General features: G+C 29.0%; 12 protein-coding genes and 1 pseudogene. 12 read left to right on the top strand and 1 reads right to left on the bottom strand.

The window, feature by feature from the left end; genetic code table 11:
- The first annotated feature begins 777 nt into the window (after nucleotides 1-777).
- The 6 genes from KQS_RS01365 (at nucleotide 778) to KQS_RS01330 (ending at nucleotide 6,964) form a co-directional block, all read left to right on the top strand.
- Nucleotides 778-1,377, top strand: coding sequence for a hypothetical protein (locus tag KQS_RS01365; RefSeq protein WP_157868377.1), 600 nt, complete (start codon nucleotides 778-780; stop codon nucleotides 1,375-1,377).
- 262 nt (nucleotides 1,378-1,639) lie between these two features.
- Nucleotides 1,640-2,908, top strand: a complete 1,269-nt coding sequence (locus KQS_RS01355; protein ID WP_014387412.1) for a DNA cytosine methyltransferase — start codon at nucleotides 1,640-1,642, stop codon at nucleotides 2,906-2,908.
- Entirely contained in the window at nucleotides 2,905-3,981 is a 1,077-nt protein-coding gene (locus KQS_RS01350; protein WP_014387411.1) for an HpaII family restriction endonuclease, read from the top strand. Before KQS_RS01355 ends, KQS_RS01350 begins: the two co-directional genes overlap by 4 nt.
- A gap of 205 nt (nucleotides 3,982-4,186) precedes the next feature.
- The gene (locus KQS_RS01340) at nucleotides 4,187-4,744 is read left to right on the top strand and encodes a hypothetical protein (RefSeq protein ID WP_014387410.1); all 558 of its coding nucleotides are present in this window, start codon (nucleotides 4,187-4,189) and stop codon (nucleotides 4,742-4,744) included.
- Nucleotides 4,745-4,927: 183 nt separating this feature from the next.
- Entirely contained in the window at nucleotides 4,928-6,391 is a 1,464-nt protein-coding gene (locus tag KQS_RS14280; RefSeq protein WP_014387409.1) for a ligand-binding sensor domain-containing protein, read from the top strand.
- A 168-nt stretch (nucleotides 6,392-6,559) separates the two neighbouring features.
- Nucleotides 6,560-6,964, top strand: coding sequence for a hypothetical protein (locus KQS_RS01330; RefSeq protein ID WP_014387408.1), 405 nt, complete (start codon nucleotides 6,560-6,562; stop codon nucleotides 6,962-6,964).
- 152 nt (nucleotides 6,965-7,116) lie between these two features.
- On the opposite strand, the gene KQS_RS01325 is transcribed toward KQS_RS01330, so the two are convergent.
- Nucleotides 7,117-8,112 (bottom strand): IS110 family RNA-guided transposase, encoded by a 996-nt coding sequence (locus KQS_RS01325; protein ID WP_014387407.1) that lies wholly within the window; start codon nucleotides 8,110-8,112, stop codon nucleotides 7,117-7,119.
- A gap of 417 nt (nucleotides 8,113-8,529) precedes the next feature.
- Between KQS_RS01325 and KQS_RS14705 the strand changes: the two are divergent.
- The 6 genes and pseudogenes from KQS_RS14705 to KQS_RS01295 all read left to right on the top strand — a co-directional run.
- A pseudogene (locus tag KQS_RS14705) lies at nucleotides 8,530-8,772 on the top strand (c-type cytochrome); the annotation flags it as partial.
- Nucleotides 8,773-8,932: 160 nt separating this feature from the next.
- On the top strand, nucleotides 8,933-9,502 hold the full coding sequence (locus tag KQS_RS01315) for a hypothetical protein (RefSeq protein WP_014387405.1): 570 nt from the start codon (nucleotides 8,933-8,935) through the stop codon (nucleotides 9,500-9,502).
- Nucleotides 9,503-9,703: 201 nt separating this feature from the next.
- Nucleotides 9,704-10,399, top strand: a complete 696-nt coding sequence (locus KQS_RS01310; RefSeq protein WP_014387404.1) for a CPBP family intramembrane glutamic endopeptidase — start codon at nucleotides 9,704-9,706, stop codon at nucleotides 10,397-10,399.
- Nucleotides 10,400-11,041: 642 nt separating this feature from the next.
- On the top strand, nucleotides 11,042-11,311 hold the full coding sequence (locus tag KQS_RS01305; RefSeq protein ID WP_157868376.1) for a hypothetical protein: 270 nt from the start codon (nucleotides 11,042-11,044) through the stop codon (nucleotides 11,309-11,311).
- Nucleotides 11,312-11,356: 45 nt separating this feature from the next.
- Nucleotides 11,357-12,073 carry a GLPGLI family protein gene (locus tag KQS_RS13915; RefSeq protein WP_014387402.1) on the top strand — a complete coding sequence of 239 codons (717 nt, stop codon included), beginning with the start codon at nucleotides 11,357-11,359 and terminating at the stop codon, nucleotides 12,071-12,073.
- Entirely contained in the window at nucleotides 12,057-14,726 is a 2,670-nt protein-coding gene (locus tag KQS_RS01295; protein ID WP_014387401.1) for a peptidase associated/transthyretin-like domain-containing protein, read from the top strand. Before KQS_RS13915 ends, KQS_RS01295 begins: the two co-directional genes overlap by 17 nt.
- Nucleotides 14,727-14,757: the final 31 nt, after the last annotated feature.

Below are 14,757 nucleotides of genomic sequence, written 5' to 3'. Positions count from 1 at the left end.
GTTCATTAACTTAACTAAAACCAAAATATGTTTTCAAATTACTTAAAAAGGATATACAAAAAAACATTAGATCGAAAGAAATAAACATTCCTCAAATAGTAATTAGTACTACTGGTAACAGGCGTTTGGCAAGATTGCGAATTTTGAAGTAAATTCACGTTTATATTTCGCAAGAAATATTATCTTTAACAGAAAATACTCGATTCCGAATTTCGCAACCTCGCCAAGCGCCGGAACGTTATGGTGCATAAACCAATTCACGTTTTTAAAGCACTATTTCTTTAAATTCACTTCTCCTTTTCACAACACATTTTATATCCGAAATGAATCTCGAAACGCAACTTTACGCAAGCCAACTTATCACGTTTCTCGGTAATGAGTGTATTTCGTTTTCAGAATCTTAAGGCTTGAAATGTGTTTACGTTGTAGAATAACGAAATCGAAAATCTTTCGAATTGTAAGCGGAAAAACAAACCGAAAACTTACTTTGAGCAAGCCAACGGATCACGTTTCTCGGTAATGTGATTTTTTCGTTTTCAGAATCTTAAGGCCTGAAATGCGAAATAGAATCGGAAAATTGGAATTGAAATACTTTGTGTTCTTAACTGTATGTCGGTTTACGTACTCTAACACTCGTTTGGCGCAATGGCTCGTTTAGTTTTTATCAGAAATTTTTGTGGTTTAATCAAACTTTAATTTATATTTGTAATACTCGTTTTGGATTTCGCCACTGCGCCAAGCGAGGGAACGTTGGCAGAGATTTTAGAAAAACCGAAATTGAAAGAAAATATGAAACTTATAAACAGAATATTATTAATCGTATTTATTATTTTTTCCTGTAATGTTTCTTTTTCACAAACCAAGAAAAAAAAATATAAAAATGAAATTGAAAAACTAAATTGCGCAAAAAACTCAAACATAAGGTTAGAAAAAAGACTTGCAAACTTTCCTTATAATTTGACTTCTCAAATTAAAATTGTATCATATAAAAATAAAGAAGAAGGAATAGTAGGTGAAGATTTACAAAAATATCTAAACTTACTTGTCGCAAAAAAAGATTCTATAATTGAAAATAAATTTGATGAAATTAAAGTTCTAAACTTTGAACAAATTAATAAGCTTACCGATATAATTTATAATTATGGTTATGAAAGTGAATCTAATATTAGATCAATAACTGGTTGTTATATGCCAAGAAATGCTGTTTTATTTTACAACTCAGAAAATAAAATAATTGGTTTTATTGAAATTTGTTTTGAATGCTCAGGATATAGAACAAATGATAATAAAATAAATTTAGGGGAAGAATGTACTCAGAAATATGACTTATTAAAAGAGTTTTTTAAAAATTGCGGAATAAAATACGGAACTAATTAAAAATAAAAACCATCTGCCAACAGGCGTTTGGCAAGATTGCGAATTTTGTAGTAAATTCACGTTTATTTCTCGCAAGAAATTTTATCTTTGATAGAAAATAATCGGTTCCGAAGTTCGCAACCTCGCCAAGCGCCGGAACGTTGTGCGACACCCTAACCGAACTGACCGCAAACATTGAGCTGACAACAAAATCAGGTATAGACGAAAATCATTTCTAATAATTTTTGTATTTTAGCATCTTAAAATAATTTGAAAAATCATAATGAAATTAAAAGAGAAAATATCGCTTGAAAAAGTATTTGAAAAAGAATACAAAGTAAAACTTGTTGAACTTGAAAGCAACAAGGAAGCGGTTATTACTCATTTTTTACACAACAGCAAAAATGGTGTTTCTCAATTTTTCAAAAAAGATGCTGTAAAATACACAAAAGAAATTTTACAATACGAATACCCAAAAGAAGAAATTTCAAATATTGTTGCGGAAGAAGCATTGCAATACGGAATTTTTGACACTTTTGACATTCCATTTCCACCTGTTGAAAATCCTAAATTTAAATTTATTGACCTTTTTGCTGGAATTGGCGGTTTTCGTTTGGCAATGCAAAACCTTGGCGGAAAATGCGTTTTCACAAGTGAGTGGGACAAAGATGCCAAACGAACTTATAAAGCCAATTTTGGAGAAAGACCTTTTGGAGACATCACAAAAGAAGAAACAAAAGCATTTATTCCAGACGGTTTTGACTTGCTTTGTGCTGGTTTTCCGTGTCAAGCATTTTCAATTGCTGGAAAACGTGGAGGATTTGAAGATACAAGAGGAACGTTGTTTTTTGACGTTGCCGAAATCATCAAACGCAAACAACCAAAAGCAATTTTTCTTGAAAATGTAAAAGGTTTACGAAACCATAACGGAGGAAAAACTTTAGCCACAATTCTAAATGTTTTACGAAACGACTTAGGTTATTTTATTCCTGAACCGCAAATTATTAACGCAAAAGATTTTGGCGTTCCACAAAATAGAGAACGAATTTATATTGTTGGATTTCATCCAAGTACAAATGTTACTGAATTTAATTACCCAAAACCTTTGGACAAAAAAATAACTTTTGCAGACATCAAAGAAAAGGAAGTACCAGCAACAAAATATTTTCTTTCTACTCAATACGTTCAAACTTTGGTTAATCACAAAGCACGACACGAAGGAAAGGGAAACGGTTTTGGATATGCAATTATTTCTGACAATGAAATTGCAAATGCTGTAGTTTGTGGAGGGATGGGAAGAGAAAGAAACTTGGTTTTAGACCACAGAATTACAGATTTTACACCAACAACTCATATAAAAGGAACTGTAAATCGTGAAGGAATTCGTAAAATGACACCACGAGAATGGGCAAGATTACAAGGATTTCCTGACGAATTTATAATTCCAGTTGCTGACGCATCTGCGTATAAACAATTCGGCAACTCCGTTGCCGTTCCAGCTATTCAAGCAACTGCAAATGAAATATTAAAGCTAATCGAAGTTAAGAAATGATAACAGGAAATAAAGGAGAATGGAGCGAAGTTTATACGCTTTTAAAGGTCATTTCTGACAAACAACTTTTTGCAGGTGACAGCAATTTAAACAAAATAGAAACTTTGATTTTCCCAATAATCAAAGTACTTCGTGATGAAACTAATGGAACTTTTGAGTTCAGTTATGACAATGATTTAGTAATTGTAAAAAACGGTGAAGAAGAAATAAGAATTTCCGTTTTAGAGTTTCAAAAACAAGCTCATTTTTTGCTTACAAAACTTAAAGAAAAAACAAATGCAACTTTTTCAATTCCAGAAATTGAAAGTTTCATCAACTCTTTTGACAGCCATTCGCTGAAAGCAAAATCATCTGTAAAAAGTGATATAAGAATTGTAATTCACGACCTAAGAACTGGAACAAATCCAGAGCTTGGCTTTAGTATAAAATCACAACTTGGCGGTGCTTCTACTCTATTAAATGCAGGGAAAACCACAAATTTCATTTTTAAGATTCAAAATTTGACTTTAACTCAAAATCAAATTTCCGAGATAAACGCAATTGAAACAAGAAGCAAAATCAAGGACAGAATTGAAAAAATATCAGAATTTGGAGGAAGTCTAGAATTTCAGAAAACAGAAAGTTCAATTTTTGGAAACAATCTTATTCTTATTGATAGTGCTTTACCAAAAATAATTGCAGAAAGTTTGAAGTTATTTTATACATCAACATTTTCGACAACAATTGAACTAACAAATCAAATATCGACAACAAATCCGCTTGACTACAATTTAGAAACCAATCATCCATTTTATTCATACAAAATTAAACGTTTTCTTACAGACATTGCATTGGGAATGATGCCATCAAAAGTTTGGACAGGAGAATTAGATGCAACTGGAGGATATTTAGTTGTAAAAGAAAACGGAGAAGTTTTATGTTATCATATTTACAACCGAAATGAATTTGAAGATTATTTATATTCAAATACTAAATTAGAAACTGCAAGTAGTACTCGACACGAATTTGGGAAAGTTTATGAAGAAAACGGACAATTATATTTCAAACTTAATCTGCAAATACGTTTTAAATAAATGAATGGACAAAAGGGCGATCGCACAACAGCAGTTTGGCAAAATGGCGGGTTTAGTGCTAAATTCAACGATAGTTCTTCAATTGAACTTTTGTGCAAAACTGAACATTTGTGCTTCGATTTCCGCCACTGCGCCAAGCGAGGGAACGTTATGCGACAGCTTAGCGCAGAATCGGAGAAATCAATAACTTTATACAACAAAAAACATGAAAAAATTAATATTTATAATCACTTTACTATTTAATGTTTTATCAAATGGACAAGAAAAAAATAATGAATTTTATTATGATCATTTAAAAGAAGTACAAGGAACCGACTATGTAATAGCGTATCATTTTGGTAGATTCAAAGTTAATGATTCTAAATTCAATTCTTTAATTTTTGTTAATACTAAAACAGGTGAAAAGAATCAAGTTGATTTCCCCGAAGACACTAAAATTGGAATGCCCGAACAAATTAAAATTGATAGTTTAGATATTAATCTAATATTTGTAAGAGTAAATTCCTCTGAACAAAATACTAATAATAAAAGTTATAGTTTCAATCCATCAAAAATAATTATTTTATCAACAGATGGCAAAACAAAAACTCAATTGACAAATAATGATTTTTTTGTAAAACATTTGACTTATAACAAAAATACTGGAGCAATGGTAGTTTCTGGCTATTATGACAATAACAAAAACAACAAATTTGACGAAGAAGATAAAACTGATATAATCTTATATGATTTGAAAACTTTCAAAGTTATAAACAAAAATTAGAAAGCCGACCGCATAACAGGCGTTTGGCAAGATTGCGAATTTTGTAGTAAATTCACGTTTACGTTTCGCAAGAAATTTTATCTTTGATAGAAAATAATCGGTTCCGAAGCTCGCAACCTCGCCAAGCGCCGGAACGTTACCAGCAATATTATCTCAACAGAAACTTTAAAAAATAATTATCAAGTGAAAAAAACAATCTTAATTTTATTGACTACCTATTTCTCTTTCAATTTAAATGCTCAAAATTTGTTTCCTATAAAATTGGAAAACTGCAAAGCAGACAAATTTTGTCTTGACTGCGGTGATACTAAAGCAACATATAAAGAGAAAGATTTTGAAAAATTACAAGAACGATTAAACGAATCACTAAACCTTAAAGGTGTTAGTGGTACAGTTAAGTTTCAAGTTTTGGTTGATTCAAAAGGTAAAGGTTGTGTACTTAGTTATAATGATAAATCAAAAAGCCAAATTTCTTTAAGAATCATAGAAGAGTTAAATAATTTCAATAAATGGGTTCCGGCAATAACCAAAAATAAGAAAGAGGAGAAAGTATCAATTAATTTAATTTTTACCGTAAAGGATAATAAATTATCTGGTAAAATTGAAAGAGTTGACATGGAAGCCTTTGAAAAATCATTTGACAAACCAAATAGCCCAGAAATATTTAACAAAGACTACACCTACAAAAATGAAAATATAAAAAATTATAAAATGACCGTTTGGAATACCAAGAATTCTAAACTTTCAGACAATTCACTTGATAATATTTCTTTTGACAAAGACGGATTACTTTGGTTGGTCGTAGATAAAGGCGTTCAATCATTTAATGGTTCCGAATTTATCAATCTTGAAGCAAACAACACAAATACTAAAGTTACAGAAAGTTATTTCGCTATTGGAGTAGATAATAACAATACAAAATGGTTTGACGGATTACAAAGTATTTATAGTTATGATAAAACTTGGAATAAACATGATATCAATGAAATTGGAATTGATGGTGCATATGACATAATTAATAACCCAAAAACAGAAGAACTCTTCTTTTGTTCAGACAAAGGATTAACTATTTTCTCAAAAGGAAAATGGAAAACTATAAATAAAGAAATAGTAAAAGAATTGCCTTCAAATAGGGTGTACTATGCTAAAAAAGACTCAAAAAATAGAATCTGGATTGGAACATTTAGTGGATCAATAATGATTGATGAAAAAGGTAAAGCAACAAACTTCGAAAATACATCAACGGTACTGAAAGGAAAATGTATAACTTCAATGGATGAAGATGAAAATGGAAATATTTATTTTTCTCTTTATGAATTTGGAGATAAAAATGCGGGACAAGTAAACAGGGATGAAGGTATTGCAATATATTATACAAATGGAGCTTTCAAACAATTTACAACATCAAATTCAGGAATGCCTTTTAATCATACCAATTGTGTTCTTTACGACAAAATTGAAAAAGTTCTATGGATATCAACCGACAGAGCTGGTTTGGTAAGATATGACTTAAATAATAATTGGGAGAATTATCATAATGAAAATTCTGAAATCCCAACATCTTATATCTCTACTATGACTTTCGACAAAAATGGAAACCTATTTTTAGCAACTCGACAAGGATTGGTGAAAATTGAAAGAAAATAAATACTGCTGGTAACAGGCGTTTGGCAAGATTGCGAATTTTGTGGTAAATTCACGTTTATCTCTCGCAAGAAATTTTATCTTTGATAGAAAATAATCGGTTCCGAAGTTCGCAACCTCGCCAAGCGCCGGAACGTTATATGCAATTTTAAAAAAACGAAACGAATTCCGATGATTGAGTTGATAATCGAAGAAAATATTAAAGTCCGAATTATACAATTATCTCAAGATTTTACTTATGAAGGTTTATTGGAAGGTTACCCAAGCGACTTTATCAATAAAATGGTTTTAGAAAACAAAGAGGAACGGGCCAAAAAAATTCTTGAAATTGAAAATGTTTATTGTTTAAATCCTCAAGAAAAAAACAGACTAAGTGATAATAAATTTGAGTTACCAAGCATAACTTGTATGGCTTTGTTAAAAAGCAATCAAGTCTTCAAAGACAATAAAATGGATTTTTCTTGTTTGGGTTTAATTTGGTTTCAAGAAGATTTAGCTTTCCCAATTGACGATAAGATTATTGAACAAATTAAGAAAGTTCAATTTAAAGAATTATGTTCAGAATATGAGTTATAAAAAACTGCATATAACAGCGGTTTGGCACAATAGCTACTACTCTACTTCGGCTGAAAATCCGCTGGATTTTCAACTCGCAGTTTTCATAAGAACTTTTTTTGTAAATTAGCCGCTACTGCGCCAAGCCGCATTCCAAGATCAAATCCAAATTTTTAAGCTAAAAATTTATTCATTTCTACATAAGGCGTTCCTCTGTTAACAGTTGCGAATATTCTCGATACTATTTTGTTTCTAATTATGTTTAAAACTACCATTTTTGGTTTCCCTTCTTCTACTCTTTTTTGGTAATATATTTTAAGTTCTTTATCGTGCTGAATGGCACTTATAGCTGACATAGACAACAAACTCTTCATCTTTCGATCACTTATGGGATGGATTTTATTTCTTCCATGTATGCTCGTTCCAGATTGGTATGGATAAGGAACCAAACCGCAATAGGCTGCAAACTGCCGTGAGCTCTCAAACCGTGTATAGTTGTGTGTATGTAACAACATCTGAACAGCTAGAACCATTCCTACACCTTTAACAGTTTTAGAAAGTTTATAACTGGTAATCATTGTGTTATCTTGTTTTATAAGCTCATTCATGGCTTTTTCTGTTGATGTAATTTGCTTTTCTAAATAAGCTATATTCTCTTTTAAGATCCCAACTGAAACATCATTTACTTGGTCTAAAACTATGTCAATCATACCTTTCAAAAGATTTTTACTTGCCGTTTGTTGTTTTATTAATTGTTCCCGTAAACTCATCATACGTTGTAACTCTATTAATTTTTTGGCTGGTGGAACCGACGGAATTAACTCATCACGTCTAAGCCATGCATAATTAGCTATTTCCCATGCATCAGCTTTGTCGCTTTTGCCTCGTTTTAAACCCATAGACCTCTTGATTTCTATAGCGTTAATACAACAATAAGCATGCTTGTTTTCATAAAGAAAATAACTCAACATTAAACAATACCATCCAGTATGCTCAAAGCAAAATAGACTTTGATCTAAATTGATTTTCTGTTTCATTAGCCAAGTAATAATTTGTTTAAATCCTTTTGTATCATTACTAAACTGCTTATGAATATTGGTAGTTCTTACCATGACATCCAAGGTTAATTTTGATACATCAATACCAATGGTTTCTGTTACTTTTTTCATACATTTGTTTTTAAGTTAAATAAATCCTTGCTGTGCTATCGCCTTTAACGGGTCTAAAAACCCAACATTCCAAGTAGTACTTGCAAGTCCGAAGAGGGAAACAGGTCTTATGCGGCTTATAGGTCATTACCCTAAGAAACGTTTTAGTTCACCTGTTTCCTATTCGGAAAATTAGCTATTTATTTATTAATGCAAACTAAAGGCAGAACGTTGGCAGTAATTTTAGAAAACCGAACATCGAATGAATTCAATCAAAAAAAAACAAACCGGATTCTAATAATCTCAAGCGGACTTTTAGTAATAGTGATTGGATTTTTATATTTCCTTTATTGGCGAGAAAATAAAAATAAAGAATTTATTTGTGGAACTAAAATGCCGGAAATTGTTTGCGGAAATACTTCTTTTTCAGAAAAAACTAAAAAAGGCAAAGAGTTATTTAACATAAATTGTGCAGCTTGTCATAAACTATACATGAATATGACTGGACCAGCTTTGTCCAAAATTGACTCAACCAAACTTTGGAATTGGATGACAGAAAAAAATGAAAAAGCAGATAGTACAAAATTCAGCGAAATTAAAATTGATTATCACAAAATTATGTGGAGTAAAAATTTTGGAGATGAGCAATTAACCGAACTTTATGAATACACAAAAAACTGAATAAAAAAACTACTGCCAACAGGCGTTTGGCAAGATTGCGAATTTTGTAGTAAATTAACGTTTACATTTCGCAAGAAACTTTATCTTTGATAGAAAATAATCGGTTCCTAAGCTCGCAACCTCGCCAAGCGCCGGAACGTTAGCAGTAATTATATCAAAATTGGAAAATATAAACTTCAAAAATCGAATCATAAGTATACAACCCGAAAATGGGTTAGAACTTGATGAATCATTTCTAATTCGAATTGAACCAGAACATCACAGAGGTGGAATAAATAAAAAATCAAAGATTTTAATAACTAACACATTTGAATTTTATTGCCTAATAAATCTTAATGAACATGGTGTGAAAAGTGGTTTCAATTTTTATTTATCCGGAAATATTCCTTTTCATTTAAAAACATATTTTGAGAAAATAAATTCTGACAGTATTTTTCTAGAATTAAGTTATCAAATTTTTGAAATTGCTAAATTAAATAGATACAATGGTGTCTTTGACATTTCTTTTAAAAAGGAAAATGAATTTCAAACTCATTATATCAATTTTGATATCCTCGAAAATAATATTTTATTAAATTTTGAAAATTCTATTTTTGAAAACGAAAAAGAATTTAAAGAATGGATTAATAGCTTTTCAAATGATTTATATACTTGGATAGATTCATTAAATACAAATTATATAGATTTATTGCAAAAGGGTATTTTTAGTTTTGAAATTGAATACGATTAATAACTACTGCTAACAGGCGTTTGGCAAGATTCCGAATTTTGTAGTTAATTCACGTTTACATTTCGCAAGAAATAGTATCTTTAACAATGCCTAGGTTATAAAATGAATAGACGAAATTAACTAGTCGATTTCGAAGCTTACAAATTCGCAACACCTAAACATTATGCAGAAACATATGTACACAAAGTATAGAAAAATAAAATGCTACAATTAATAGGACTATTAGCAATTTCTTGGTTGATAATTTGGCTTTATGAAAAAGGAAATTTATCCGTTTTAGGACTAACACCAACTAAAGACAGACTTAAATATTTCACAATACTTTTTATTGTTTCTGCTCTAATTTCTGCAACAACTTTTCTTTTAAAAATATATATTGCAAAGGAACAATATACAATAGCTCAATCTTTGACGATAAAATCAGTTTGTATTGAAACTTGGTATCAGTTCAGGACAGTAATGACGGAAGAATTACTTTGTAGAGGTGTGTTACTTTATATTCTTATTAAAAAAATAGGACAACCAAAAGCTGTTATTAGTTCTTCTTTAATTTTTGCATTACTACATTGGATAAATGCAGGGGTTTGGGGCAATATTTCACAAATGATTATTGTATTTGCATTTACATTTTCAATGGGACTTTTGTTGGCTTATTCCTATGCAAGAACCTATTCAATACTCATTCCTTTTGCAATTCATTATGGTTGGAACTTGACTCAGAATTATATTTTTCCAGACACGAGTTCAACTAATCATATTTTTATACATGCTACACCACAACCTGAAGTAACAATTTCCTATTGGGCATTTTTCACTATGCTTTTACTTCCCAAAATTTTAATACTAATTGTAACTTATTTAATTATAAGAAAACACAAGAAAGTTACAATTCGATAAATACGAATACCTACACTAAACAACATTTGGACTCAATAATTACTAAGTTCGCAACTTACATTTAGCTGAAATGTTCTGCGTTAGGTTTCAAAACTCTACTTGTTTAACAGGGTGATTTAATTCAACATAAACGCCTTGGAATTATATTGAATCTAAAGGACAAAAAAATATTAATAAATTGTTTTCCAATAATTTATTCCATAAAAAATAAAATAAGAAACTAAGACTACATCAATACTTTTGGATGAATACCTCTAAAAAGATTTATTGTTTTAGCGGATTTACAACTCATATTCCAACTGTATATACAAAATACATTTGTAAAAATTAACTTTAATAATTACTATAAAGATAAATTTTTTTAAATGTATAATTTTAAGAATCTTACTTTACAGCTTTTAGATAAAAAATCAACAAAACCCTATTTTATATAAAATAAAATATAAATTTTTTCCTAAATTTTAGAATACTATTTGCTTGTATTTTCTTACTTTATTGAAAAATTATATTATTTTTGGCCTGTCAGAATCTTACAAAAAAAGAAAGGAGTAACACTAAAAATAAAAAAAGGCAGATTAGTTAATATTAATTAAAACGTGGAAATCTTCGTCCTGCCAGAAGATGGAAACTCAAATCACTACTATGAAAAATGCATATTTTTCTTTAGCATTTTTGCTATTTGGATCGTTTGCTTTAGCAAACAACAAAGACTACAAACCAAGAAACAATTCCGAGATTTTAAAAGAAAAGGTTTGTACAAAAACTTCTAAAACAACATCAGATAAAAAAAATTCGTGTACTGTAACCGTAAAAACGGCAACAAGAAACGTAACTATTACCGTTACATGTGAATGTTCAACAGGTGCTGCTTGCGAACAAGCATATGAAATTGCTTCTTTTGGGTTAAACTAAACAAGAATGCCTCACTCGAGGCATTTTAATTATTATTATTAAAAAATGAAAAAAAATATTCAATCACTACTGTTTATCTTTTTAGTAACAATTACGTATTCTCAAAACATTACAGTTGAATATGAGTACAATTTTAATTCAAATACATACAAAAACGAGTTAACAATCAATAGTTCTGGTTCGTTATGGAATTATAATGCAAGTGATCAAAAAACAATCGATGAAAATTTACTTGACCTCTTTATCATAAAAAAATATGAAGATGAAAGTATTTACATGACTGAAGAAATTTTTAGCGCTAAATTTTTGGTAAAAGACAGCTTGAATATATTTGAATGGAAATTAGAAAATGAAACTAAAGAAATTTTAGGATATCAATGTTTTTTAGCCACAACCGTTTTCAGAGGTAGAAAATATAATGCATATTATACACCTGATCTTGCATATCCAGAAGGACCTTGGAAATTTTATGGATTACCGGGTTTAATACTATCTGTTTCTTCTGAGGATAATCTTATTCAATACGAAGCTTTAAAAATTGAATTAGACAACACAAAAACAATTAACTTACAAATAAAATCAAAAGACAACTATATAACTTGGGATGAGTATAAAAAGAAATTCATACTAACATTTGACAATTACATAAAAAGGATAAAAGCAAGTGGTTCCGTAGATGATGGTTCCGATGTTACCATAAAAATATTAAGTCCCGAAATTATATATCCAAAAATTCAAGGTGGAGATGGGGTTAAGTTTTAAAAAAAACATACTGTTAATTGTTATTTTTTGCACACCCTTCTTAATTAATTCTCAAACCATTAAAGGAAAAGTTTTAAACAATGAAGGACAACCTATTCTACAGGCAACAATTATAGTAAAAGATAGTATTGCTAAGGACATTCCAAAAGAATTTGCAATCGCTAAGAATGGTGAGTACATAATTAATCTAAAAAAAAAGTATGCAACTATAATTTTAGAGACATCTTCTAATGGGTATGTAAAAAACACTTTTCAATTAGAAGAAATTAATACAAACAAAACATACATTCATGATATTATTTTAACAAAAGAAAAATCAATTGAAATTAAAGAAGTAGTGGTAGAAACTAAAAAAAAGCCCTTTCTAGTTAAAAAAGACACCGTTTCTTTTAATGTTTCAGCTTACAAAGATGGTTCAGAAAGAAAAATACAAGATATAATTAAAAAATTACCTGGCATTGAAATCAATGAAAGTTCAGGAGAAATAAAATATAAGGGAAAGTCAATTGAAACCGTAAAACTTGAAGGAGATGATTTATTTGGTTCTAATTATACTTTAGGAACAAAAAACATTAATGTAGATATGGTTGAACAAATTCAAGCGATTGAAAATTATTCAGAAAATCCGCTTTTAAAAGAAATTGAAGGCAAAGAGAAAGTAGCTTTGAATTTAAAATTAAAAAAAGGAAAAACTGATTTTTCAGGTAATCTTGATGTTGGAAATGGCTTATTCGAAGAAAAAAAAGCCGCTTTCAATAATGGATTAAATTTACTGGCTATTTCAAAAAAAATGAAGACATTTAGTACTTTAACACATAATACTATTGGTCAAAACAATTCTCCTTATGATTATTTCTCTTATAACCAAACTAATGAACAACTGAAAGAAAAGGATCTTTTTGCAAAAAAAATTATTCCTGAAAATTTATTTGTAAGCTATTTAAATGACAGTCGGATTAATAATAACAATCAATATTTTGCTAATTATAATTCAATCTTTAAAATTGGACCCAAGGTAAGTATAAAAACTAATCTGTTTTACATCAATGATAAAATAAATACAACACATAAAGACATAATTACCAATTATATAAATAACACAACTAGTACTACCATAGATTATTTTGAAACAGTTAAAAAACCAACACTATATAAAAGTGATATAGAAATGAAAATAACTACTTCTTCAAAATCATTATTGGAATACAAATTATCTTTTTTTCAGGAAAATATCATTACTCCTTCTTACGGGATAAAAAATGAAAGTAGCAGTTTTGAAACTAAATTGAAATCAAATAATTATTTTTTAAAGAATAATTTACTTTTTACACAAAAAATAAGTGAAAATAAAGCTGTTCAAACTTCAATAAACTACTCAATAAACTTTACTCCTCAGGAATTTGTTATTCAACGCATAAATAACAATTATACTCCTACTGTAGACATACAAGATAGTTCATTTAAAAAAAAGTACTTTCATGCCGTTACTACTTTTTTAGGGAGTTATAACAAATCTAAATACAGTATTGCGATTGGTGAACAATTGAATACATCACCTTTTTATTCATTATTAAGAAATCAAACTTCAAATTCCTTTTTTACAATATCAAAAAATGAATTAGAAATCAATCAAAATAGCACCTATGTATCGTATTCACATAGTTTTATACTTAACAAGTTTAAAATTACACCTAGTTTTAAATTAAATCATATTTATCAAAAAATAAAGAATGAGGATTATAATAGTCCGATTACAAAAGAAAATGTAACCCTTGAACCAAATTTATCGATTAAGTTTAAAATTAATGATAATTCAGCAATTACAACATCTATTAACAGTATAAAAACACCGATTTCTGAGGAGTATTTGTATAACAATAAAATACAAATATCTAATCGTATTACACAAACAAATACTCCTATTTTAGAAATTCAAAAAACATTAAATATAGGTGGCTTTTATATAATTAACAATTTATACAAACAATTTCAATTTAATCTTGGTTGCAACTACAGCGAAAATAGAGGAAATTACTTTTCAAAAATGTACGTCGACAATTCTATAATAGATATTTCAAATTTTTATTTAAAAGACAAAATTACTTATTTAAACACGAATATACTTATTGAGAAATATATACCTCTTTTTGAAAGTATCCTACGATTTAAAACTGATTACTCAATTTCGAACTATAAAAATGTTATAAACAATTCAGAATTAAGAAATAATAAAACAAAAATTATAGATTCAGAATTTTTTATTAAAACAGCATTTGACATAAAATTTAATTTTGAAAACTCATTCAAAATAAAACAAAGTAACTCATCAGGAAATAACAATCAGGACTTGAGTAATTTACAAATTAATAATACTTTTAAAATTATAGTAAGACCCAAGAAAAATTGGTTTGTACTTTTTTTAAGCGATTACTACATACCAAATAGTACTCATAAAGCGGATGATTATTTATTTCTTGATTCAACTTTAAAATACATTACCGGTACTAAACGGTTTGAGTTTAATTTGACGGCAAAAAATCTATTAAATAAACGTATGTATACACAAACACAAACGTCTGACTATACCGTCTCAACTACTCAATATAATTTATTAGCAAGAACTATTATTGCAAGTTTGACCTATAATTTTTAATTCTAAAAATATAAACAACAAGAGCACCCTT

This window comes from Flavobacterium indicum GPTSA100-9 = DSM 17447, assembly GCF_000455605.1.
GTDB classification, from domain to species: domain Bacteria; phylum Bacteroidota; class Bacteroidia; order Flavobacteriales; family Flavobacteriaceae; genus Flavobacterium; species Flavobacterium indicum.
This window is presented reverse-complemented; position numbering and strand designations above follow the sequence as displayed.